The sequence below is a fragment of the Streptomyces sp. NPDC019890 genome, assembly GCF_044903445.1.
In the GTDB taxonomy this organism is placed as follows: Bacteria; Actinomycetota; Actinomycetes; order Streptomycetales; family Streptomycetaceae; genus Streptomyces.
Window position 1 is genome coordinate 183,312 of record NZ_JBJDQK010000010.1, and the last position, 23,260, is coordinate 206,571.

The window sequence follows — 23,260 nt, forward strand, 5'->3', positions numbered from 1 at the left end:
AACAACTTCGGGGTGCGAGCCATGGACGTGGTCGTCATCGGCGCCGGACAGGCGGGCCTGTCCGGCGCCTATCATCTGCGGCGCGCCGGACTGGTGCCGGACCGCGACTTCGTGGTCCTCGACCATGCCCCGCGGCCGGGCGGCGCCTGGCAGTTCCGCTGGCCCTCGCTCACCTACGGCAAGGTGCACGGCATGCACGCGCTGCCGGGCATGGAGCTCACCGGAGCGGACGGCACCCGGGCCTCGTCCGAGGTGATCCGCGAGTACTTCACGGCGTACGAGAAGCGCTTCGATCTGCGCGTCCACCGGCCCGTCGACGTCCGCGCGGTGCGCGAGGGCGAGGGCGGGCGGCTGCTCGTCGAGACCTCGGAGGGGAACTGGTCGGCGCGGGCGCTGATCAACGCGACCGGCACCTGGGACCGCCCGTTCTGGCCGCGCTATCCCGGCCAGGAGACCTTCCGCGGGCGGCAGCTGCACACCGTGAACTACCCGGGGCCCGAGGAGTTCGCCGGACAACGGGTGATCGTGGTGGGCGGCGGGGCTTCCGGGACCCAGCATCTGATGGAGATCGCCGAGGTGGCGGCGGACACCACGTGGGTGACGCGGCGGCCGCCCGTCTTCCGCGAGGGGCCGTTCGGCGAGGACGCGGGGCGGGAGGCGGTGGCCATGGTCGAGGAGCGGGTACGCCGTGGACTGCCGCCGCTGAGCGTGGTCTCGGTGACCGGGCTGCCCCTGAACGACGCCGTGCGGCGTGCCCGCGCGTCGGGCGTGCTGGACCGGCTGCCGATGTTCGACCGGATCACGCCGACGGGCGTGGCCTGGGACGACGGGCGGACCGTGGAGGCGGATGTGATCCTCTGGGCGACCGGCTTCCGCGCGGCGATCGACCATCTCGCGCCGCTGAAGCTGCGTGAGCCGGGCGGCGGCATCCAGATCGACGGGACCCGCGCCGTACGGGACGCCCGTATCCATCTCGTGGGATACGGACCTTCGGCCTCGACGATCGGCGCCAACCGGGCCGGGCGGGCGGCCGTCCTCGAAATCACACGGCTGCTGGACGCGCCGGAACTGCCGAAAGTGCCGGCGCCGCCGGAACTGCCGAAGCCGTCCGAACTGCCGAAGCCGTCCGAACTGCCGGAGCGGTCTGAACTGCCGGAGCTCCCGGAGCCCGCACCGGCTCCGGCCTGAGGCCGGTCAGCCGCTGCCGCTCTTGCGCTTGGCGTTGAACTCGTCCACGTTGCGCTGATGCTCCCGATAGCTGGCGGTGAAGCGGGTGTCCCCCGGCGCCACGGTGACGAAGTAGAGCCAGTTCCCCGGTGTCGGGTTGATGGCCGCGTGCAGCGCCTGCTCCCCCGGGTTGTCGATGGGGGTCGGCGGCAGGCCCAGGCGCTGATAGCTGTTGTACGGGCTGTCGATCTTGGTGTCGGCGGCCGTGGTGTCCAGCGTGCTGCGGTTCAGCGCATAGTTCAGCGTCGAGTCCATCTGCAGCGGCATCCCCTTCGCCATCCGGTTGTGGATGACCCGGGCAACCTTCCCCATGTCCTGGGGTGTGTCGGCCTCGGCCTGCACAATGCTCGCGATGTTCACCGTCTGATAGACCGTCATCCTGCTGCGCTGCACGCCACTTGTGAGGCGATCGGACCCCAACCGCTTGTTGGCGGTGTTGACCATATAGCTGAGCAGACTCGTCGGCGTGGTCTTGGCGTCGATGGGATACGTGGCCGGGAAGAGGTACCCCTCGGGGTTGCCCTTGGCTTCGGCGGGCAGCTTCAGCTTCGCGGTGCCTGCGGCCTTCGCGGTGGTGCCGGGCGGCTGGTCGAGGGCCTCGTCGACCGCCGCGTAGACCTGTGAGGCGCGCCAGCCCTCGGGGACGAGCAGCGTCCGCTTCTCCTGGGCGGCCTGCTTCAGCAGCAGCGGCACCAGTACCGCGGCGCCCAGGGCGACGATCACGCCCAGGGTCAGGACCAGCCGGCCCCGGCGGCTCAGCCGGAGCCTGCGCCCGGGCGCTGCCGACGGTGGTTCGTTCCTCATACGGGCACGCTAACCCGCGGCGTGCACCGTTCCAGACACCCGGCCCGGCGCGACCCGGTTGCCGCAGCCCCGGCCGTACGACCGTCCGCTACGGGGCGAAAAGCGGCAGCGCGGCGAACTCCGGCACCACCTGAACCGCTCCGGCGAGCGCGTCGAGCGTGCGCCGCACCCGTGCTCAGCGGATGGTCGGGGAACCGCGCGTCCCACTGGACGTGGTCGGCGGCGTGGAAAGGATGCCGGTCCGTCAGGGGGCAACAACCGGGGCCAACTGGGCGTCCCTGCGGACCAGTTCGGCATAGCGGCCGTCCCGGTCGAGCAGTTCCTCGTGACTGCCGCGCTCGGCTATGCGTCCCGCGTCCAGGACCACGATCTGGTCGGCGTCCCGGACCGTGGAGAGCCGGTGGGCGATGGTGATGGTGGTCCGGCCCGCCGAGAGCGCGTCGATGGCCTGCTGCACCGCGTACTCGGTGCGGGTGTCCAGCGCGCTGGTCGCCTCGTCGAGGATGAGGACGGGCGGGTCGCGCAGAATCGTCCTGGCGATGGCGAGGCGCTGCTTCTCACCGCCGGAGAAGCGGTAGCCGCGCTCGCCGACCAGGGTGTCGTAGCCGTCGGGCAGGGACGCGATGTGGTCGTGGATCTGGGCTGCACGCGCCGCCGCCTCAATTTCCGCGTCGGTCGCGTCCGGTTTGGCGAAGCGCAGATTCTCCGCGACCGAGGCATGGAAGAGATACGTCTCCTGGGAGACGACTCCCACGGCGCGGGCGAGGGTTTCGAAGTCGAGGTCGCGTACGTCGACTCCGTCGAGTGTGACGCTGCCGCCCGTGACGTCGTACAGCCTGGGCACCAGATAACTGAGCGTGGACTTTCCGGAGCCGGTGGGCCCGACGACGGCGAGGCTGCCGCCCGCCGGCACGGTCACCTCGATTCTGTCGAGGGTCGGCCGCGTCTGTTTGTCGTCGTAGGTGAAGTCGACGTCCTCGAACCGGACTTCGCCGCGGATCTTCTCCAGCCGGACCGGTTTCTCGGGCTCGGTGATGTCCACCGGCAGGTCGAGATACTCGAAGATCCGCTGGAAGAGCGCGAGCGAGGTCTGCATCTGCACGCCGGTGGAGAGCAGGCTCACGGCCGGGCGGAACAGGCCCTGCTGGAGCGAGACGAAGGCCACGAGCGTACCGATCGATATCGCGGGTCCGCCGGACTGGAGCGCGAGGCCCGCGGCCCAGTAGATCAGGGCGGGCATGGCGGCCATGACGATGCCGATGGTCGACATCCGCCACCGCCCCGCCATGCTGGAGCGCACTTCGAGGTCGACGAGCCGCTCGGACTCCTCGGCGAAGGACCTGGTGAGCGAGTCCGCCCGGCCCATGGTGCGGCCGAGCAGGATGCCGCTGACGGAGAGCGACTCGGTGACCGTGGCGGCCATGGCGGCCATCTGCTTCTGGCGCTGCGTGGTGATCTTCTTGCGCTCGCGGCCGACCCGGCGGCTGATCCAGACGAATACCGGCAGCAGGAGCAGCGAGACGGCAGTGAGCCGCCAGTCCAGCGCGAGCATCGCGACGACGGTGGCGACCACGGCCGTGAGGTTGGAGACCAGGGAGGTCGCGGTGGAGGTGACGGTCGCTTGCATGCCGCCGATGTCGTTGGCGATGCGCGACTGGACCTCTCCGGTGCGGGTCCTGGTGAAGAAGGCCAGCGGCATGCGCTGCAACTGGGCGTACACCGCGGTGCGCAGGTCATGCATGACGCGCTGGCCGACGGTGGTGGAGATCAGCGTCTGGAGCACGCCGAAGACGCTGGTCATCACTGCCGTGAGGATCATGCCGAGGGCGAGCAGGCTGAGCAGCCCGGTGCGGCCCTGCGGGATCGCGGTGTCGAGGATCTCGCGCAGCATGAACGGCGAGGCGACCGAGACGAGCGACGCGGCGCCGACGAGCAGGCCGACGACGGCGAGGCGGCCGCGGTAGGGACGGAAGAGCCGGAGGATGCGCCACACCTGGGCGGGCGGCTGCTCCGGATCCTTGGCCGGGGGTGTCCACGTGATCGGTTCGGGGTGCATGGGCTCCTTCGACGGGTTGCGGCAAATGATGGGTCGCGCAGCAAAGATTTTAAGAGCTTAGCTCACTGTTACCTATGCTCACAATGAATCCGGTCCTGATATTGTTCCGGCATGGAGCCAGGATCCCTCACCGCACCCGACGCCGACGGCCTGCTGGCCGAGCAGCTGCTGCGGCTGACCCGACGGCTCCACCGCAGCCAGAAGCGGCAGCTGGAGTCGGCCGACATCGCGATCACCCCCGCGCAGTCCCGTCTGCTGCGCACCCTCGCGCACTACGACCAGCCGCCGCGCATGGCCGATCTCGCGGCCCGCCTCGAGGTGGTCCCCCGCGCCGTGACCAGCCTCGTCGACGGCCTGGAGGCGAGTGCCTGCGTCCGCCGCGCGCCCGACCCGACCAACCGCAGGGTGATCCGGATCGAGCTGACCGACACCGGCCGCGCCACGCTCAGAGCACTGCGCAGCGCGCGCCGCGCAGCCGCAGAGGACATCCTGGCTCCATTGACCGCCGACCAGCGCGAGGTGCTCGGCGGGCTGCTGTCCACCCTGGTCGACGGGCCGGGACCACGCTGCTGACGCCGCCGAGGGGGCTCGCGAGATGCCGCTGCTGGAGCCGAAGCCGAAAGCCCTCCGCCCGGACCGTGCGCGGACGCCGTCGCCCGACCGGGTCCCCGAGCGGCAGGCCGGGGGCACGCCCGAGCCGTTGCGCGGCGAGCTGATCGCCCTCCTCGGCGCGGACAAGGTGTACTGGAAGATCTCCGACCTCGTGCGCTACGCATCGGATGCCAGCCCCTACCGCTTCGTCCCCCAGGTCGTGGTGGTCCCTCAGGACATCGACGATGTCTCCGCCGTCCTCTCGTACGCACACGGCAAGGGCCGTGACGTCGTCTTCCGGGCGGCAGGGACCTCACTCAACGGCCAGGCGCAGGGCGAGGACATCCTGGTCGACGTCCGCCGCCACTGGGCGGGCATCGAGGTGCTCGACGACGGAGCGCGGGCCCGTATCCGCCCGGGGACGACCGTCATGCGGGCGAATGCCACGCTCGCCCGCCACGGCCGGGTGCTGGGCCCCGACCCGGCCAGCGCCATCGCCTGCACCATCGGCGGGGTCGTCGCGAACAACGCCTCCGGCATGACGGCCGGGACCACCCGCAATTCGTATCGCACCGTCTCCTCACTCACCTTCGTGCTGCCGTCGGGCACCGTCGTCGACACCGGCGAGCCGGACGCCGACGAGCAGCTCGCGCACGCCGAACCACGGCTGTGCGAAGGCCTGTTGGCCATCAAGTCGGAGATCGAGTCGGACCCGGAACTGACCGCCCGCATCCGCGCCAAGTACGAGATCAAGAACACCAACGGCTACCGGCTCGACGCCTTCCTCGACGGCGCGACGCCCGTGCAGATCCTGCGCGGTCTGATGGTGGGGTCCGAGGGCAGCTTCGGCTTCATCTCCGAGGTCGTCTTCGACACCGTTCCGCTGGACCGCCTGGTCTCCACCGCCCTGCTGTTCTTCCCCAGCCTCCCCGCGGCCGCTGCCGCCGTCCCTGACTTCAACGACGCGGGTGCCATCGCCGTCGAGCTGATGGACGGCAACACCCTGCGCGCCTCGGTCAGCGTCGAGGGTGTGCCGGCGGACTGGGCGGGGCTGCCGAAGGAGACCGCGGCGCTCCTGGTGGAGTTCCGCGCACCCGACGAGCAGAGCCGGCAGGCGTACGAAAGTGCGGCGGCCGAGGCTCTCACCCGACTGGAACTGGTCGCCCCGGTCGCCTCGGTGACCAATGAGTTCACCAGGGACCCCGGGACCATCTCCGGCTACTGGAAGGCTCGCAAGGCGTTCGTCGCGGCTGTCGGCGGCGCCCGCCCCTCCGGGACGACGCTGATCACAGAGGACTTCGCGGTACCGCCCTCCCGTCTTGCGGACGCCTGCGCGGCCCTTCTCGAATTGCAGACCCGGCACGGCTTCGACGCCGCCGTCGCCGGGCACGCGGCGCACGGCAATCTGCACTTCCTGCTCGCCTTCGACGCCGCCCGGCCGGGCGACGTCGACCGCTATGCCGCCTTCATGGACGACTTCTGCAGGCTGACCGTGGAGCGTTTCGACGGCTCGCTGAAGGCCGAGCACGCCACCGGGCGCAATATCGCGCCCTTCCTGGAGCTGGAGTGGGGTCCGAAGGCGACCGAGCTGATGTGGCGTACGAAGCTGGTCATCGACCCCGACGGCGTGCTGGCTCCCCGTATCGTCCTCGACCGCGACCCCAAGGCCCATCTGCGCGGTCTGAAGACCATCCCCGAGGTCGAGTCGATCGCCGACCCTTGTATCGAGTGCGGCTTCTGCGAACCGACCTGCCCCAGCAAGGACGTGACGACGACGCCCCGTCAACGGATCGTGCTGCGCAGGGAGATGATGCGCCAGAACGACGGATCAGCGGTCCAGGAGGCCCTCCTTGATGCGTACGGCTATGACGCCGTCGACACCTGTGCGGGCGACTCGACCTGCAGGCTCGCCTGCCCCGTGGGGATCGACACCGGAGCCCTGATGAAGGACTTCCGGCACCGGCGCCACTCGCCGCGCGAGGAGCGCATCGCCGAACTCACCGCGAAGAACTTCCGCGCCGTCGAGACGTCGGCGCGGCTGGCGCTCGCCGCGGCGGACCGGATCGGCGACCGGTTTCTCCAGTCCGTGACGGGCCTGGTCCGCAAGGCCGTACGGCCCGATCTGGTACCGGAGTGGCTGCCACAGATCCCCGGCGCGGCCGCCGGTGCCCTGCCCCGTACGAACCGCGTCGGCGCGGCCGCCGTCTACTACCCGGCCTGTGTGAACCGCATCTTCGCCAGTTCCGACGACCGAACGGGCCCCTCCCTCCCGCAGGCCGTCGTCGTGCTGTCGGGCCGCGCGGGAATGCCCGTATGGGTCCCGCAGGACGTGGTGGGCACCTGTTGCGCCACCATCTGGCACTCCAAGGGGTACGAAGCGGGCAACCGCCTCATGGCCAACCGCATCGTCGAGGCGGCCTGGGGCTGGACGGCGGGCGGGCGGCTGCCACTGGTCGTGGACGCGTCGTCCTGCACGCTCGGCATCGCCCGTGAGGTGGTGCCGTATCTCACCGACGACAACAGGGAGTTGCACGCGGAGCTGACCGTCGTCGACTCCCTCGTCTGGGCCGCCGACGAACTCCTCCCCCGCCTCAACGTGCGGCGCAGAACGGGATCCGCGGTAGTCCATCCCACCTGCTCGATGCGGCATCTCGGCGACGTGGACAGGCTGACCGCGCTCGCCCGGGCGTGCGCGGACGAGGTCGTGGTCCCCGACGACGCGGGCTGCTGTGCCTTCGCGGGCGACCGCGGAATGCTCCACAAGGAGCTCACGGACTCGGCGACGGCCCGCGAGGCGGCCGAGGTCACCGCTCGCCATTTCGACGCGCATCTCAGCGCCAACCGGATGTGCGAGATCGCCATGGACCGGGCGACGGGCCGTAGCTACCGCTCCGTCCTGCTGGAGCTGGAGCGGGCGACCCACCGCGCTCCACGGAGCTAGACCCCAGCTCATCCTCGGATCCCTCCCGGCCGCCGTGCCGTAGGCCGGACACGGCCGTGAAGAAGAGTCCATGGGTTCGGACCAAGGAGTCCAAACGCTGCCCTTGCGTATCAGCAGCACCAACTACCAAGGTCCTTACCGAAGTTCATGAACACGCCGCGCAACGTCAGCTCAACGACGGCTTCCTGGAGGCTCGATGAACGACGCAGCACAGCAGAACCCCGGTACGGCGGACGGCGACGACGGCTCAGTGAGCCGTCGTTCGGTCCTGCGGACCACGGCCTCAGTGGCGGGCGCGGGGCTGGGCCTCGGCACGCTGGGCACGGGCGCCGCCGCGGCCGCGGAGAGCGACGCGGCGGGCGGCGCGGCCGGGGGCGCGCCGGGCGAGGACTTAGCGGCAGCCACCCCGCCCCGCCGGGGGCCCACCATGGCCGGAGTCCCCTTCGAGCGGCGCAGCACCGTACGCGTCGGCATCATCGGCCTCGGCAATCGCGGCGGCAGCATGATCGACCTCTTTCTCGCCCTCTCCGGGGTCCAGGTCGTCGCCCTCTGTGACCCGGTCAAGGCGAAGACGGAGAGCGCCGCCGCCAAGGTGGTCAAGGCCGGTCAACCCGCCCCCGCCGTCTACACCAACGGCGAGGACGACTACGAGAACCTGTGCAAGCGGGGCGACGTCGACTTCGTCTATGTGGCCACGCCCTGGGACTTCCACTTCGCGATGGCCAAAACCGCCATGCTGAACGGCAAGCACGTCGGCGTGGAGTGTCCGATCGCCATGCGCCTGGACGAGTTGTGGGCGCTCGTCGACCTCTCCGAGCGCACCAGACGCCACTGCATGCAGCTGGAGAACTGTTGCTACGGCAAGAACGAGATGCGTGTGCTGCGCATGGCGCACGCCGGCAGGTTCGGCGATCTGCTGCACGGCGCGGGCGCGTACAACCACGATCTGCGCGGCCTGATGTTCGACCCGGACTACTACGAGGGCCCCTGGCGGCGGCTGTGGCACACCCGGCTGCGCGGCGACCTCTACCCGAACCACGGCTTCGGTCCCGTCTCCAATTACATGGACATCAACCGCGGAGACCGGGCCGTGAGCATCTCCAGCTTCGGCACCCCGGCCCTCGGTCTGGCCGAGTACCGCAAGGCACACATGCCGCCGGGCGACCCGAGCTGGAAGGAGACATACATCGAGAGCGACCGCACCATCAGCCTGGTCCAGACGGCGAAGGGACGGGTCATCCGCCTGGAACACGATGTGTCGACTCCACACCCCTACAGCCGGATCAACAGCCTGGGCGGCACCAAGGGTGTCTTCGAGGACTACCCGGAGCGGATCTACCTGGAGCCCGACCACACGAATGACCAGTGGGGCGATTTCGCCTCCTACGCGGAGTGGGACCACTGGCTGTGGAAGGAGCACTCCAACCCGCCCGGCGGGCACGGCGGCATGGACTACATCATGGTCTTCCGGCTGATGCAGTGCATGCAGCTGGGCCTGGTGCCCGACTTCGATGTGTACGACGCGGCGACCTGGACGGCTCCGGTGCCGCTCAGCCATGCGTCGATCAGGGCGAAGGGCGCTCCGCAGCAGATACCGGACTTCACCCGCGGTGAGTGGAGCAAGTCCCGCAGCGGCGTGGACTCGGCCAAACCCGCCGCCTGACAGGACAGTCGGGGCCCGGCTCGCGCCTGCCGGGCCCCGAGCCTCCACCCGCACATCTCGCCCCGGACCCCGCTCAACCGGGCCCCCGCACACCTCGATTCAGCAGCGCCGCCGGTCCTCGGTCACCACTCCCTGCACCGTTTGCAGACTGTGGTCGTAGCAGCCCTCGGAGCCCTGCAGCCGGTAGCGCTCCGCCGTCGTGCCGACCGCATGCCGCTGATCGCGCGGCACATTCGCCGTGTAGGTCGCGTCGCCGCTGTACGTATCGTCCAGCCGCGCCCACGTCAGCCGCTTCCCGCCGTGGGCGACGACGGTGTCGGCCCTGTCCCTCAAGGTAAGGACGGTACGGAGCCGGTCCCCCGCACCCAGTGTGGTGACGCCGTCCATCGCGTAGGTCCGGTGGGTGACCGTGAGCTGCCGCCCGCTTCTCACACTCTCGTCGTCGCGCCAGCTCCCCTTCAGCGCGTCGAGGTTCTCGCCCTCGGTCCAGCGGTGGACCGAGGTGTTCGCAAGGGCACGGCTCACGGTCGTGGTGACCCGGCCGTGCGAGGTGTTGAGATATCCGGCGACGGTGAGCCGATGGGCGCCCTTCGTGTCGAGCCGGTGCTCCGAACCGGGGGTGTACGTCACCGAGTTGAGGGGTGCGCTCTCCTCGTGGCGGGTCAGCGCGCCCGTGACCACCGTGCTGGCTTCGTCCTGCCACACCAGCACATTGGTGGGCGTACTCCAGCCGGTCTGCCCGGCCGGCACTCCGGTGACGGAGACCTCGACCCGGTGCGGGCGGCCGTCGTTGAGCCGGGCGGCAAAGGGGGTCAGATCGTACTGGATGGGCTTGATGTCGAAGGCGCGCGGCCCCGGAATCACATACCAGAGGAAGGGGTTGGACCAGCCACCCGTCCATACCGTCGGGAACGGCGCGGCGATTCCGGCGAGCTCTCCGTCGACCTTGATCTGCGCCTCGCGGTAGGGGCCGCCGGTGGCCTTGCAGGAGTACGGGGCGGCCTCCGGGACGGTCAGATACCAGTACTCCTCGCAGCCGCCGCCCGATCCGGTCGCGTACACCTCGGCGAGAATCCGCTCAGTGTTGCGCGGTGTGGTCAGCGAAGTGCCGTCCAGCGCAAGCACCTTGTCGGGTGTCGGAGCAGGTCCGGCCGTGCCGTTCGCCGTGTAGAAGGTCAGCGTCACCTTGACGTCGAAGATGCCGGTGTATGTCTCATTGACGACATTGCCGATGAGCATCTCGACCGGCTGGGTGCTGCGCAGCGTGTCGCTGTAGCGCGTGACGTCCTTCTCCACGGACCATGCGATGCCGTCCGGCGAGGGCTGCGGGGTCGAGGTGCGCAGGATCTCGACGCCGCCGACGGTGAGATGGCCCAGCCGGTCGTACTGCCGCCCCTTGACGCTCCCGTCGAGCCGCAGCACCACCTTGCTCCAGCTCGCGCCGCACTCCTTCGGCGGCGCATAACTCCCCTTGTACGGCGTGAAGTCGCGGAACTGCGCCTCGGCGAGCGTCACTTGACAGGACTTCGCATCCGGGCGCGAGACGGGCGGCGCCGCGGTGACGGGATCGTGCCAGTCGGTGCCGAACTCCGCCGGAGGTGTGTCGGCGGCCGTGGCGGGCCCGGCGCCGAGCAGTGAACCCGCGGCCAGCGCCGACCCGGCGAGCATGGACATGATCTGTCGTCGTCTCATGGGCCAGGAGTGAAGCGTGCGACGGGCCCGCAGTGCCAGGGCGAGTTGTTCGATCTTGGCGTGTTGTGTGTGCTGCCGCACAAAAATCGATTGCGGGGCGCGGCTGCAAAAGGCGAACCTTGCACGGTTTGCGCCGCCCTTTCGAGCCTTGGAACGTCATGCAGATTCGCGATCTTCCGTATCCCGACCCTGGTGTGCCCGACGCCAGGTCCGGACCGCGGTTCCTGCTCTGGCTCGGATGCAACCAGCTCGGCGGACAGCTCAGGTCACTGGCCTGGGGCCTGCTGCACTTCTGCGGGGTGGCCGGGCTGCCGCTGGGCGTCGGCCGAGCCGTGCAGGCAGTCGTGGACCGTTCCGGCTCCCGCCTCGCACTCGCCGGCGCGCTGATCGTCGTGTGCGGCGTGGCGATCACCGTGGGCGACACGATGCTGCACCGCACCGCCGTCACCAATTGGATCACCGCCGCGGCACGAGTCCAGCAGCTGCTGGCGGGCAAGGCGGCGGAGCTGGGCTCGGCGCTGACCCGTCGGGTCGCGGCCGGCGAGGTGGTCGCGGTCTCCACGGGCGACGTGGAGAAGATCGGCTGGTTCGTGGAAGCGGTCTCGCGCTTCGCCGCGGCCGCCGTCACGGTGGTCCTGGTCTGCGTCGGCCTGGTCCTGTACGAGCCGGAGCTGGGCATGGTGGTCGCCATCGGCGTCCCCGCGCTGGCCCTGGCCGTACTACCGCTGCTCCCACGCGCCACCCGGCGTGCCGACATCCAGCGCGAGAAGGCCGGCAAGGCCACCGAACTGGCCGCGGACACCGTCGCGGGCCTGCGGGTCCTGCGCGGCATCGGCGGCGAGGAGCTGTTCCTCGGCCGCTACCGGCAGGCGTCTCAAGAGGTGCGCAGGGCGGCGGTCCGCAGCGCCCGCATGTGGTCGCTGATCTCGGCGATCCAGGTGCTGATGCCGGGCCTGCTGCTGATCACAGTGGTCGGGTACGGAGCCGGGCTCGCCCGGGACGGCCGGATCGGGATCGGCGAACTGGTCACCGCCTTCAGCGCGGTGACGCTGCTGATGTATCCCTTGCGGCACTTCGAGGAGATCGCCATGGCGTACTCCTTCTCGCGGCCCTCCGCGAAACGTGCCGCGCGGGTACTGGCGCTGCGCCGCACGACGGAGCCCTCCGACGTGGAATACGGGCGCCCGAGCGGCGATCTGTACGACCCCGCCACCGGCGTGGTCGCCCCCACGGGCCGATTCACCGCCGTGGTGTGCGGCGATCCGGACGCGGCGGGACTGCTGGCCGAACGGCTCGGCGGGCACCCGGCCGCCGACGCGGAAGGCACCACGTCCGTGCTGCTCGGCGGGGTGCCGCTGGACGAGCTGGCGCTGAACGAGGCGCGTGCCGCCGTCCTCGTACAGGACAAGGACCCGGTGCTGCTCTCCGGCACGCTCCGGGCGCTGCTCGACGTGCCCTCCTCCGGGAGGGTGTCCGCAAAGGACGCGCTGACGGCCGCGCAGTGCGGCGATGTGCTGGATGCGCTCGCGTCGGCGTCCGTGGACGGCGACGGCGACGGCAACCCGATGCTGACGCGGATCACCGAGCGCGGCCGTTCGCTGTCCGGCGGGCAGCGTCAGCGGCTCGCGCTGGCCCGTTCGCTGGTCACCGACCCCGAGGTGCTCGTCCTGGACGAGCCCACGTCCGCCGTGGACTCGCACACGGAGGCGCGGATCTCCGCGGGTGTGAAAGCTCTGCGGGCCGGTCGCACCACGGTCGTGTTCACCTCCTCACCGCTGCTGCTCGACCACGCGGACAGGGTGGTTTTCGTGCACGACGGCAAGGTCGCGGCGGTCGGCGTCCACCGCGAACTGCTGGAGGGCACCGCCGGTTACCGGGCGGTCGTCACCCGCGAGACCGAGGAAGAGCGGTTCGTCGGCATCACGGCCATCGACGAGCTGGACGCACTGGAAGAGATCGAGGAGTCGGCATGATCGGCGTGGCGCCACCGGCGTACGACCCGGCGGCCCCGGAGACGGCGGCAACCCTGCCCGTCGGCACTCCGGCGACCGTGCGGGCGTACGTCAGCGAACTGCTGCGGCGGCACCGCAGGGCATTTGTGCTGCTGGTCGCCGTCAACGCCGTCGCGGTGATCTCCTCGATGGCCGGCCCCTATCTGCTGGGCGGGCTCGTCGAGGATCTGGCGGACGGGGCGCGCGAGCTCCATCTGGAGCGCACCGCCGCTCTGTTCGCGCTCGCGCTGGTCGTCCAGACCGTGTTCGTACGCCTGATGCGGCTGCGCGGCGCGATGCTCGGCGAGGAGATGCTGGCCGATCTGCGCGAGGACTTCCTGGTGCGGTCGGTCGGGCTGCCGCCGGGTGTCCTTGAGCGCGCAGGCACCGGGGATCTGCTCTCCCGTATCACCACCGACATCGACCGGCTGGCCAACGCGATGCGTGAGGCCGTTCCGCAGTTGGCGATCGGCGTGGTCTGGGCCGCCCTGCTGATCGGCGCGCTCACGGTGACCGCGCCGCCGCTCGCGCTCGCCGTGCTGGTCGCCCTTCCGGTGCTGGTGATCGGCTGTCGGTGGTACTTCCGGCGGGCGCCGTCCGCGTACCGCTCGGAGGCGGCCGGGTATGCGGCGGTCGCCGCCGTGCTGGCGGAGACCGTGGACGCCGGCCGGACCGTGGAGGCGCACCGCCTCGGCGGACGCCGGGTGGCGCTGTCCGAGCAGCGGATCAAGGAGTGGACCGCGTGGGAGCGTTACACGCTCTATCTGCGTTCGGTCCTGTTCCCCGTCATCAACGTGACGCATGTGACGATCCTCTGCTCGGTGCTCCTGATCGGCGGTGTTTTCGTCCTTCAGGGCTGGATCAGCGTCGGGCAGCTCACGACCGGCGCCCTGCTGGCGCAGATGCTGGTCGACCCGGTCAATCTGATCCTGCGCTGGTACGACGAGCTCCAGGTCGCCCAGGTGTCGATCGCCCGGCTCGTCGGCGTACGCGAGATCGAACCGGACGCCGGTGACGCGCACATCGCTCCGGACGGCCGCGATGTGCGTGCGGACGAAGTGCACTTCGGCTACCGCGAGGGCGTGGACGTGCTGCACCGGGTTTCGCTCGACGTCGCGCCGGGCACCCGGCTCGCGCTGGTCGGCCCTTCCGGCGCCGGCAAGTCGACACTGGGCCGGCTGCTCGCGGGCATCTACTCCCCTCGGGCGGGCCGCATCACGCTCGGCGCGGCCGAGTTGTCCAGGATGCCCGCGGAGCGCGTCCGCGAGCATGTCGCCCTGGTCAACCAGGAGCACCACGTCTTCGTGGGCTCGCTGCGCGACAACCTGCTGCTGGCCCGTACGGGCGCGTCCGACGCGGAGCTGTGGGCAGCGCTCTGTGCGGTCGACGCGAACACCTGGTCGCGCGGGCTGGACGCCGGACTCGACACCGAGGTCGGCTCGGGCGGCCTCGCGCTGACCCCGGCCCAGGCCCAGCAGATCGCGCTGGCCCGCCTGGTCCTGGCGGACCCGCACACCCTGGTCCTGGACGAGGCGACCTCGCTCCTGGACCCGCGGGCGGCCCGCCATCTGGAGCGCTCGCTCTCGCGGGTCCTGGACGGCCGCACGGTGGTGGCCATCGCCCACCGCCTGCACACCGCGCACGACGCGGATGTGATCGCGGTGGTGGAGGAGGGCCGGATCAGCGAACTGGGCAGCCACGACGAACTGGTCGCAGCCGACGGGGCGTACGCGGCGCTGTGGCGGTCCTGGCACGGGTGAGAAGAGGTGTGAGGTCCCGCTGTGGCATGGCTCCAGCAGCGGGACCTCGGCACCCCACCCCCGCGGTGGCCCCGGGCCGTGGCGGATCAGTAGCCGTATTGGCCGCTGTTCTGGCCGACAGCCTTCATGACCGCCTTGCCGTGCGCGTCGACGACGTACCAGACCTTGCCGATGCCCTGGCCCTTCACGTCTCCGGACGCCTTGTCCTTGGCGTAGTAGTAGAGCGGATGACCGCCGTAGGTTGCCTGGGGCTTCCCGCCTGCGTCCGTGGTGTTGATGAGCTTCGCGTCCACACCGTGGCCGGCCTTCGGCTTGCCCTCCAGCGGCGGCCACAGTTTCAGGCACGCGGCGTCGCACTTCATCGAGCTCTTGTTGTGGCCGTCCATGGTGAACAGATAGAGCGTGCGCCCACTGCCGTCGACCAGGATGTTGCCGAGCTTGGAGTCGGCGATCTTGACCGTGGACGTGTCCATGGCGCTCGATCCGCCGCCGCTGTTGCCGCCCCCATTGCTCCAGCCGGAGAGCCCGAGGGCCGCCGTCACGACGAGCACGGCCGCCGGGATGGTGCTTCTGATCATGATGTGTGATCCCTTCTCGACCCCGGTTGTACGCAGCGGCCCGAGCATCGGATTGCGCGGCGATGCAATCCCTGGGCGGGGTGGTGACGTATGTATGCGATGTGGAGCTGTTCTCGCGAGCGGACCGGGCCGACGACGCCTCGCTCCTCGCCGGGCTCGCCATCGGCGACGAGGCGGCGTCGACCGCGTTCGTACGCCGCTTCCAGGCGGCGGTGTACGGTCTCGCGCTGTCCGTTACGCGCGAGCCGGGCCTTGCCGAGGACGTCAGCCAGGAGGTGTTCGTACGGGCCTGGCGCGCCGCCGGAAGCTACGACCCGCGGCGGGCGTCCGTCCTCACCTGGCTGCTGACCATCACCCGCAATGCCGCCATCGACTCGGTGCGGACCCGGCGGGCCACTCCCGTCGTGGCGGACACGTTGGAGCGGCTGATCGGTGCGACGCTCCAGGCCGAGGGGCCGGAACAGCTCGCGCTCCTCGCGCTGGAGAGCAGACGCGCCGTGCGTCGGCTCCGGTCGCTCCCCACCGAGCAGGCGCGGGCCGTGGTGCTCGCAGTCATCGGCGGGTGCACCGCCGCCGAGGTCGGGCGGCACGAGGACATCCCGCTCGGCACCGCCAAGAGCCGCATCCGGGCCGGCCTGCGCAGGCTGCGGGATTCGATGAAGGAGGACAGCCGTGACCGATAGGCACCTCCGCGAGGAGCAGCTGATTGCCCTGGCGCTCGGCGATGCTCCGGACGAGCAGACGGCGCTGCTGGAGCATCTGCGCGCCTGCCCCTCGTGCCTGGCGGCGTACCAGGAGATCTCGGGGGCCGTGGACGCCGTGTTGCCTGCCGCGCCGGCCGTCGCTCCCTCGGCCGGGTTCGACGCCCGGGTCCTTGAACGGCTGGATGTGAAGAAGCCTGTTCCGCACCGGTCGCGGCGGGTCCCTCTGCTTCTCGCGGCAGCGGCGGCGGCCGTCGGGATCGGCATCGGCTCCGCCGTGACGGCGACCGTCGTCGACCAGGGCCCCGCGGCCGTCGTCGCGAGCGAGCAGGGGGCGCGGCTCGTCACCCGCACCGGGGCAACGGTGGGCACGGTCGAACCGAGCCAGGCCGGGGACGAGCGAGTCGTCGTCATGCAGATCACCGACGCACCACCCGGCAAGCACTACTCCTGCCGGCTGGTGCTGAAGGACGGCACGGTCCGTGACGGCGGTGCGTGGTGGGCGCCGGCCTCCGGCCGCGCGACCTGGATCGCGTACGGCTCGGCGAGCACCGTCGACCGGGTGGAACTGCTCGCCGACGACGGCACTGTGTGGTCCCACGCCGATCTGACCGACTGACCTCGAGGCCGTCCTCGACCGACCCCCGGGCCGCCCCGCCGCCCGCTGTTAGATGTACCCGAGCGCCGCCGCGCCGCCCACCCCGCCCAGCAGCATGAACACCGGCATCAGCACCTTCAGCTCCACCCAGCTGCCCGCCCTGAACCGCATCGGCTTCGGCGGACCCACCGGGTACCAGCGCTTGCGCCCCACCGGGATCGGCCACAGGATCGGGCAGCCCGAGACGGTCAGCGCATCGCCGATGTCGTGCACCAGCGCGCCCAGCACGATCGGCAGGCCCAGCCACAGGTACTCCTGGCCGGGGGCGGTGAACAGCCAGTCCGAGCCATTGCCCGGCTTGTCCAGGACGTCCGCCAGGATCCACGCGCTCGTCGCGCCCAGCAGCCACACCAGTACGTCGCTGGAGACTCGCGCGGCCCGCCACAGCAGGCCCTCCACGGCGAGCACCAGATGGATGAAGAGGATCGCGAGAACCGCCCACCGGCCGCCGGTGATCGCGAGCGCCGAGGTGCCCGCGCCGATCAGGACCGCCCACAGCCAGGTGTGGGTGAGCGTGCGATGGCCGCCGGTCCTGCGCTTGTCGCCCTGTTTCTTCGTCGCCTTGTAGACCGCGTAGGACAGCTTGTCGACGACCTCGCACAGTCCGCGCGATATCGGCCCGAAGGCCCGCGAGATCGTCGCCGCCTTGTGGTCGAGGTCCGGCGCGAGGGCAGCCCCCGCGCAGATCAGCGCTCCGACGACGAGGACCGGCCACGGCATCGGGTGGCCGGCGGCAGCGGTCGCCGCGCCCACCCCCAGCCAGGCAGCCGCCCCGGACAGAGAGTGCGCCGGTCCCATCATGTGCGTTCCCGCCCCATTGCTCTTGTGGTGAAGCCCAGTTGACAGGGCAGCGTATCGCCCGTGATCTTGCCGTTGCCCTCCGGTTCCCGGATAGGGGGTGAAGCCAGGCAAGATGGGGGCGTGACCCTTATCGATCAGCTGCCGCCGGACGCCGACCCAGATGCCCTCTTCGAAGCCTTCTCCTCATGGGCCGAAGGCCAGGGCATCACGCTCTATCCGGCTCAGGAGGAGGCGCTGATCGAGGTGGTCTCCGGGGCCAATGTGATCCTTTCGACGCCGACCGGCTCGGGAAAGAGCCTGGTCGCGGCGGGCGCGCACTTCACGGCTCTGGCCAATGACCAGGTCACGTTCTACACGGCGCCGATCAAGGCGCTGGTCTCGGAGAAGTTCTTCGACCTCTGCAAGCTCTTCGGCACGGAGAACGTCGGGATGCTGACGGGCGACGCGTCCGTCAATGCCGACGCCCCCGTCATCTGCTGCACCGCCGAGGTGCTGGCCTCCATCGCCCTGCGCGACGGCAAGGACGCCGACATCGGCCAGGTCGTGATGGACGAGTTCCACTTCTACGCGGAGCCGGACCGCGGCTGGGCCTGGCAGATCCCGCTGCTGGAGCTGCCGCAGGCGCAGTTCATCCTGATGTCGGCGACGCTGGGCGACGTCTCCATGTTCGAGAAGGACATGACCCGCCGCACCGGCCGCGAGACCTCGGTCGTGCGGTCCGCGACCCGGCCCGTCCCGCTCTCGTACGAGTACGTCACGACGCCCATCACGGAGACCCTGACCGAGCTGCTCGAGACCAGGCAGTCGCCGGTCTACATCGTGCACTTCACGCAGGCCCAGGCGGTCGAGCGCGCGCAGTCGCTGATGAGCATCAACATGTGCACGCGCGAGGAGAAGGACAAGATCGCCGAACTGATCGGCAACTTCCGCTTCACCACCAAGTTCGGGCAGAACCTTTCCCGTTACGTACGCCATGGCATCGGCGTGCATCACGCCGGCATGCTGCCCAAGTACCGCCGTCTGGTCGAAAAGCTCGCGCAGGCAGGCCTGTTGAAGGTCATCTGCGGTACCGACACGCTCGGCGTCGGCGTCAACGTCCCCATCCGCACGGTGCTGTTCACCGCTCTCACCAAGTACGACGGCAATCGCGTACGCACTCTCCGCGCCCGCGAGTTCCATCAGATCGCCGGTCGCGCCGGGCGGGCCGGATTCGACACCGCCGGCTTTGTGGTCGCCCAGGCCCCCGAGCACGTCATCGAGAACGAGAAGGCGCTCGCGAAGGCCGGCGACGACCCGAAGAAGCGCCGCAAGGTGGTCAGGAAGAAGGCCCCCGAGGGCTTTGTCGCCTGGTCGGACACCACATTCGAGAAGCTGATCGGCTCCGAGCCGGAGCCGCTGACCTCGCGCTTCCGGGTCACCAACATCATGCTGCTCTCGGTGATCGCCCGGCCCGGGAACGCCTTCGAGGCGATGCGCCGCCTCCTCGAGGACAACCACGAGCCGCGCAAGGCGCAGCTGCGCCATATCCGCCGGGCCATCGCCATCTACCGCTCGCTGCTCGACGGCGGGGTGGTTGAGCAGCTGGACAAGCCCGACGCCGAGGGCCGCACCATCCGGCTCACCGTCGATCTCCAGCAGGACTTCGCGCTGAACCAGCCGCTGTCGACGTTCGCGCTCGCCGCCTTCGACCTGCTCGACCCGGAGTCCCCGTCCTACGCCCTGGACATGGTCTCCGTCGTCGAGTCGACGCTCGACGACCCCCGCCAGATCCTCGCCGCCATGCAGAACAAGGCGCGCGGTGAGGCGGTCGGCCAGATGAAGGCGGACGGCGTCGAGTACGAGGAGCGCATGGAGCGACTCCAGGACATCTCGTACCCCAAGCCGCTGGAAGAGCTGCTCTGGCACGCGTACAACGTCTACAAGAAGTCGCACCCGTGGGTCGGTGACCACCCGGTCTCGCCGAAGTCCGTCATCCGTGACATGTACGAACGGGCCCTCACCTTCACGGAGTTCACCTCCTGGTACGAACTCGCGCGCACCGAGGGCATCGTGCTGCGCTATCTCGCGAGCGCGTACAAGGCGCTTGACCACACCATCCCCGACGACCTCAAGACCGAGGACCTGGAAGACCTGATCGCCTGGCTCGGCGAGATGGTGCGCCAGGTCGACTCCAGCCTGCTCGACGAGTGGGAGCAGCTGGCCAACCCGGAGATCGAGACCGCCGAGCAGGCACAGGAGAAGGCCGACCAGGTCAAGCCGGTCACCGCGAACGCCCGCGCCTTCCGTGTGCTCGTACGCAACGCCATGTTCCGCCGGGTCGAACTGGCCGCGCTGGACCACGTCCGCGAGCTCGGCGAGCTGGACGCCGAGTCCGGCTGGGACGAGGACGCCTGGGGCGAGGCGATGGACAGGTACTGGGACGAGTACGAGGACCTGGGCACCGGACCCGACGCGCGCGGCCCCAAGCTGCTGCTGATCGAGGAGGATCCGGAGCACGGTCTGTGGCGCGTCCGGCAGATCTTCGCCGACCCGAACGGCGACCATGACTGGGGCATCAGCGCAGAGGTCGATCTGGCGGCATCCGACGACGAAGGCCGGGCCGTCCTGCGGGTCACATCCGTCGGCCAGCTCTGACACTGGGAACACAGGAGACCACCCGATGACGAATCCGGCCGAGCGCCTGGTCGATCTGCTGGACCTGGAGCAGATCGAGGTCAACATCTTCCGCGGCCTCAGCCCGAACGAGTCCCTGCAGCGGGTCTTCGGCGGGCAGGTGGCGGGCCAGGCGCTGGTCGCGGCCGGCCGCACCACCGACGGCGAGCGGCCGGTTCACTCGCTGCACGCGTACTTCCTGCGGCCGGGAATCCCCGGCGTGCCGATCGTCTACCAGGTCGAACGCGTCAGGGACGGCCGCTCGTTCACCACCCGCCGGGTCACCGCGGTCCAGCAGGGCAAGACCATCTTCAATCTGACCGCCTCCTTCCACCGGCCGGAGGAGGGCAGCATCGAGCATCAGCTGCCGCCGCGGCTTCAGTTCCCGGCCCCCGAGACCCTCCCCTCGCTCACCACGGAGATCCGCGAGCATCTGGGCGAACTCCCGGAGGCGCTGGAGCGGATGGCCCGCCGCCAGCCCTTCGACATCCGTTATGCCGAACGGCTGCGCTGGACCCCCGAGGAGATCAAGGAGGCGGACCCGCGCAGCGCCGTGTGGATGCGCGCGGTCGGCCCGCTGGGGGACGACCCACTGGTGCACACCTGCGCGCTGACGTACGCGAGCGACATGACGCTGCTCGACGCGGTCCGCATTCCGGTCGAGCCGCTGTGGGGCAGGCGCGGCTTCGACATGGCGTCCCTGGACCACGCGATGTGGTTCCACCGGCCTTTCCGCGCCGACGAGTGGTTCCTGTACGACCAGGAGTCGCCGATCTCGACGGGCGGACGCGGGCTGGCGCGTGGCCGCATCTACGACCGCGAGGGCAGGCTGCTGGTGTCGGTGGTACAGGAGGGCTTGTTCCGCAGGCTGGGCGACTGACGAGCGAGCCCGGCAGGATCGGCCGGACAGGGCCAAGTGCCCGAACAGGGGAAATCCGCCATATCCGGTATGTCGCCACCCGTTTGACAGGTCGGAGTCCCTAGGGTCGTCGCGCTACCGCCGCGACGTAAGGCTCCGACATGGCACTTCTCCCCCGCCCGACAACCTTCGACCGGTCGGCCCCCGCCGAGGACACCGGGCCCTCGCAGACACCCGAAGCGCCGCAGAGATCCCATCGGGTGCTGCGCAGCGTCTGGCTGTGGCCCGTTGTCGCCACGCTGGCGTGCACGGTGTACGGCATCCGCACCCCGGTGATGTGGGAGGACGAGCTCACCAGCTGGGACGTGGCCTCCCGCGACCTCGGGCAACTGCTGGACACGGTCCAGCGGGTGGATGCCGTGCTCGGTACCTACTACCTGTTCCTGCACGGGTGGATGACGGTCTTCGGGGACTCGGCGACCGCGCTGCGGCTGCCCTCGGCTCTGGCCATGGCCGGTGCCGCCGGATGCGCGGCGCTGTGCGGGCAACGGCTGTTCGGGCGCCGAGCCGGGCTGGCCGGGGGCCTGCTGTTCGCGTTGATCCCGGTGGTGAGCAGGTACGCCCACGAGGCTCGTCCCTACGCACTGGTCGTCTGTGCCGTCTCGCTGTCCACGCTGTTGTTGCTGCGGGCGCTGGACCGGCCGGGAAGCAGACGGCGTTGGGCCGCGTACGCCCTGGGTGTGGCGGCGGTCGGCCTGTTCCATCTGCTGGCACTGACCGTGCTGCTCGGGCACATGGTGGCGGCTGCCTCCCGGGTGCGAGCCGAGCGGCGGGTGCTGTGGGGCTTCGGCCTCGCGGCCGCGGTGGGTGTGATCGGTGCGGTTCCCGTGGCGCTGCTGGGCAGGGCGCAGACCGGTCGGCAGATCTCCTGGATCCCCCGGCCGGACGTGTGGGGCCTGGTCGCCATCTGGCCGCAGCTGTTTACGTCGGCGATGCTGGCCGGGGCGGTGATCGCACTGGCGGTCACCGCGTGGGGCGAGCGCCGCGGTGCCGCACTGTGCTGCACCGCGATGGCGGTGCTGCCGCCGCTGGTCCTGTGGGTGATCTCGCACGGGCAGGTGTCGTACTTCTTCTACCGGTACCTTCTGTTCACCCTGCCGGCGTGGGTGATGCTCGCCGGGGCTGGCCTGGTCGCCGCACGGAGCCGGGCGGTCGTGGCGGCGGCGCTGGTGGTGCTCGCGGTGCTGACCTTGCGCGAGCAGCAGGCGTTGCGGAAGCCGTTCGCGCACTTCAGCAGCGGCCTGGACTATCCGGGCGCCGCCCTGACCATCGAGAAGTTCTACCAGCCCGGTGATGCGGTGATCTACGACCGTGGGGACGACTCCTGGCGGATGCTCGACGCGGGGGTCCGCTTCTACCTGCCGGACGATCTGCGGATGCATGACGTCTTCCTGGCCGAGTCGGCCGCCGACCGGGACGACCTGCGGCCCACGGAGTGCGGGGACCCCGGTGCCTGTCTGCGGGGCGACAAGCGCGTGTGGCTCGTCGTGTCGGGCAACTGGGGGGATCCGTTCAGGGAGCTGCCCGACGACCAGGAGCGGGCGCTGCGTGCGCGGTACACGGCGTACGGCTCCGCGCATGTGACAGGCATCACCGTGACACTCCTCGAACTCAAGGCATAAGCAGCTTCGGAGCGCGTTGGAGTGTCTGCGGCCTTTGTCAGACTGGACCGCATCGCTATCACCAGAAGGAGACCCGATGAGTCTGTCCGACATCCCGCTGCGCACCCTGACCGGCGAGTCCGCGTCGCTTGCCGACTACGAGGGCAAGGCCGTGCTGCTGGTGAATGTCGCCTCTCGATGCGGACTGACGCCGCAGTACGCCGGTCTCGAGCGGCTTCAGAAGAGTTACGGTGACCGCGGCTTCACGGTGCTGGGCGTGCCCTGCAACCAGTTCGCCGGCCAGGAGCCGGGCAACGCGGAGGAGATCCAGTCCTTCTGCTCGGCAACGTACGGCGTGACCTTCCCGATGCTGGAGAAGACCGATGTGAACGGGGACGGTCGGCACCCGCTGTACACGGAGCTGACGAAGGTCGCGGACGCGGACGGCGAGGCCGGCGATGTCCAGTGGAACTTCGAGAAGTTCCTGATCGGCAAGGACGGCCATGTCGTGGCGCGGATCCGCCCGCGTACGGAGCCGGAGGCCCCGGAGGTCGTCGCGGCGATCGAGGCGCTGCTCGGCGCCTGAGGGCGCGGTGTCCTCAGGCGCCGGACGGGCTTGACCGCA

Annotated in this window: 17 protein-coding genes; 12 read left to right on the forward strand and 5 right to left on the reverse strand. The window is 70.1% G+C overall.

Translation table 11 applies throughout. The annotated features are described in order from the left end of the window. The first annotated feature begins 12 nt into the window (after positions 1-12). Positions 13-1,188, forward strand: coding sequence for an NAD(P)-binding domain-containing protein (locus ACI2LP_RS25910; RefSeq protein ID WP_404727016.1), 1,176 nt, complete (start codon positions 13-15; stop codon positions 1,186-1,188). Positions 1,189-1,194: 6 nt separating this feature from the next. Here ACI2LP_RS25910 and mltG read toward each other — a convergent pair whose 3' ends face one another. Further along, positions 1,195-2,031 carry an endolytic transglycosylase MltG gene (mltG, locus tag ACI2LP_RS25915; RefSeq protein ID WP_404726900.1) on the reverse strand — a complete coding sequence of 279 codons (837 nt, stop codon included), beginning with the start codon at positions 2,029-2,031 and terminating at the stop codon, positions 1,195-1,197. Positions 2,032-2,275: 244 nt separating this feature from the next. Beyond that, entirely contained in the window at positions 2,276-4,087 is a 1,812-nt protein-coding gene (locus tag ACI2LP_RS25920) for an ABC transporter ATP-binding protein (protein WP_404726901.1), read from the reverse strand. A gap of 111 nt (positions 4,088-4,198) precedes the next feature. Here ACI2LP_RS25920 and ACI2LP_RS25925 point away from each other — a divergent pair, with 111 nt between their 5' ends. The 3 genes from ACI2LP_RS25925 (at position 4,199) to ACI2LP_RS25935 (ending at position 9,282) form a co-directional block, all read left to right on the forward strand. After that, the gene (locus ACI2LP_RS25925) at positions 4,199-4,660 is read left to right on the forward strand and encodes a MarR family winged helix-turn-helix transcriptional regulator (protein ID WP_404726902.1); all 462 of its coding nucleotides are present in this window, start codon (positions 4,199-4,201) and stop codon (positions 4,658-4,660) included. Between the two features lie 22 nt (positions 4,661-4,682). Next, on the forward strand, positions 4,683-7,619 hold the full coding sequence (locus ACI2LP_RS25930) for an FAD-binding and (Fe-S)-binding domain-containing protein (protein ID WP_404726903.1): 2,937 nt from the start codon (positions 4,683-4,685) through the stop codon (positions 7,617-7,619). Positions 7,620-7,815: 196 nt separating this feature from the next. Next, positions 7,816-9,282: a Gfo/Idh/MocA family protein gene (locus ACI2LP_RS25935; RefSeq protein ID WP_404726904.1), complete on the forward strand. Its 1,467-nt coding sequence runs from the start codon at positions 7,816-7,818 to the stop codon at positions 9,280-9,282. 99 nt (positions 9,283-9,381) lie between these two features. Here ACI2LP_RS25935 and ACI2LP_RS25940 read toward each other — a convergent pair whose 3' ends face one another. Continuing rightward, positions 9,382-10,974, reverse strand: coding sequence for a peptide-N4-asparagine amidase (locus ACI2LP_RS25940; RefSeq protein WP_404726905.1), 1,593 nt, complete (start codon positions 10,972-10,974; stop codon positions 9,382-9,384). A 158-nt stretch (positions 10,975-11,132) separates the two neighbouring features. Between ACI2LP_RS25940 and ACI2LP_RS25945 the strand changes: the two genes are divergently transcribed. Together ACI2LP_RS25945 and ACI2LP_RS25950 are read left to right on the forward strand one after the other, a co-directional pair. Then, complete coding sequence (locus tag ACI2LP_RS25945; protein WP_404726906.1) at positions 11,133-12,947, forward strand: ABC transporter transmembrane domain-containing protein; 1,815 nt, start codon at positions 11,133-11,135, stop codon at positions 12,945-12,947. After that, positions 12,944-14,725: an ABC transporter ATP-binding protein gene (locus ACI2LP_RS25950; RefSeq protein WP_404726907.1), complete on the forward strand. Its 1,782-nt coding sequence runs from the start codon at positions 12,944-12,946 to the stop codon at positions 14,723-14,725. Before ACI2LP_RS25945 ends, ACI2LP_RS25950 begins: the two co-directional genes overlap by 4 nt. 86 nt (positions 14,726-14,811) lie before the next feature. Here the strand turns inward: ACI2LP_RS25950 and ACI2LP_RS25955 are convergent, their stop codons facing one another. Continuing rightward, positions 14,812-15,303: a hypothetical protein gene (locus ACI2LP_RS25955; RefSeq protein WP_404726908.1), complete on the reverse strand. Its 492-nt coding sequence runs from the start codon at positions 15,301-15,303 to the stop codon at positions 14,812-14,814. Between the two features lie 62 nt (positions 15,304-15,365). Here ACI2LP_RS25955 and ACI2LP_RS25960 point away from each other — a divergent pair, with 62 nt between their 5' ends. Both ACI2LP_RS25960 and ACI2LP_RS25965 read left to right on the forward strand, forming a co-directional pair. After that, on the forward strand, positions 15,366-15,986 hold the full coding sequence (locus ACI2LP_RS25960; RefSeq protein ID WP_404726909.1) for an RNA polymerase sigma factor: 621 nt from the start codon (positions 15,366-15,368) through the stop codon (positions 15,984-15,986). Further along, on the forward strand, positions 15,976-16,623 hold the full coding sequence (locus ACI2LP_RS25965) for a hypothetical protein (RefSeq protein WP_404726910.1): 648 nt from the start codon (positions 15,976-15,978) through the stop codon (positions 16,621-16,623). Before ACI2LP_RS25960 ends, ACI2LP_RS25965 begins: the two co-directional genes overlap by 11 nt. 48 nt (positions 16,624-16,671) lie before the next feature. On the opposite strand, the gene ACI2LP_RS25970 is transcribed toward ACI2LP_RS25965, so the two are convergent. Then, entirely contained in the window at positions 16,672-17,463 is a 792-nt protein-coding gene (locus tag ACI2LP_RS25970) for a metal-dependent hydrolase (protein WP_404726911.1), read from the reverse strand. A gap of 120 nt (positions 17,464-17,583) precedes the next feature. Between ACI2LP_RS25970 and ACI2LP_RS25975 the strand changes: the two genes are divergently transcribed. The 4 genes from ACI2LP_RS25975 (at position 17,584) to ACI2LP_RS25990 (ending at position 23,221) form a co-directional block, all read left to right on the forward strand. Continuing rightward, a complete protein-coding gene (locus ACI2LP_RS25975; protein WP_404726912.1) occupies positions 17,584-20,097 on the forward strand; it encodes a DEAD/DEAH box helicase in 2,514 nt (837 codons plus the stop codon). A 25-nt stretch (positions 20,098-20,122) separates the two neighbouring features. After that, positions 20,123-20,995 carry an acyl-CoA thioesterase gene (locus ACI2LP_RS25980; protein ID WP_404726913.1) on the forward strand — a complete coding sequence of 291 codons (873 nt, stop codon included), beginning with the start codon at positions 20,123-20,125 and terminating at the stop codon, positions 20,993-20,995. 140 nt (positions 20,996-21,135) lie between these two features. After that, on the forward strand, positions 21,136-22,656 hold the full coding sequence (locus tag ACI2LP_RS25985) for a glycosyltransferase family 39 protein (RefSeq protein ID WP_404726914.1): 1,521 nt from the start codon (positions 21,136-21,138) through the stop codon (positions 22,654-22,656). 76 nt (positions 22,657-22,732) lie between these two features. Continuing rightward, entirely contained in the window at positions 22,733-23,221 is a 489-nt protein-coding gene (locus ACI2LP_RS25990) for a glutathione peroxidase (protein ID WP_404726915.1), read from the forward strand. Positions 23,222-23,260: the final 39 nt, after the last annotated feature.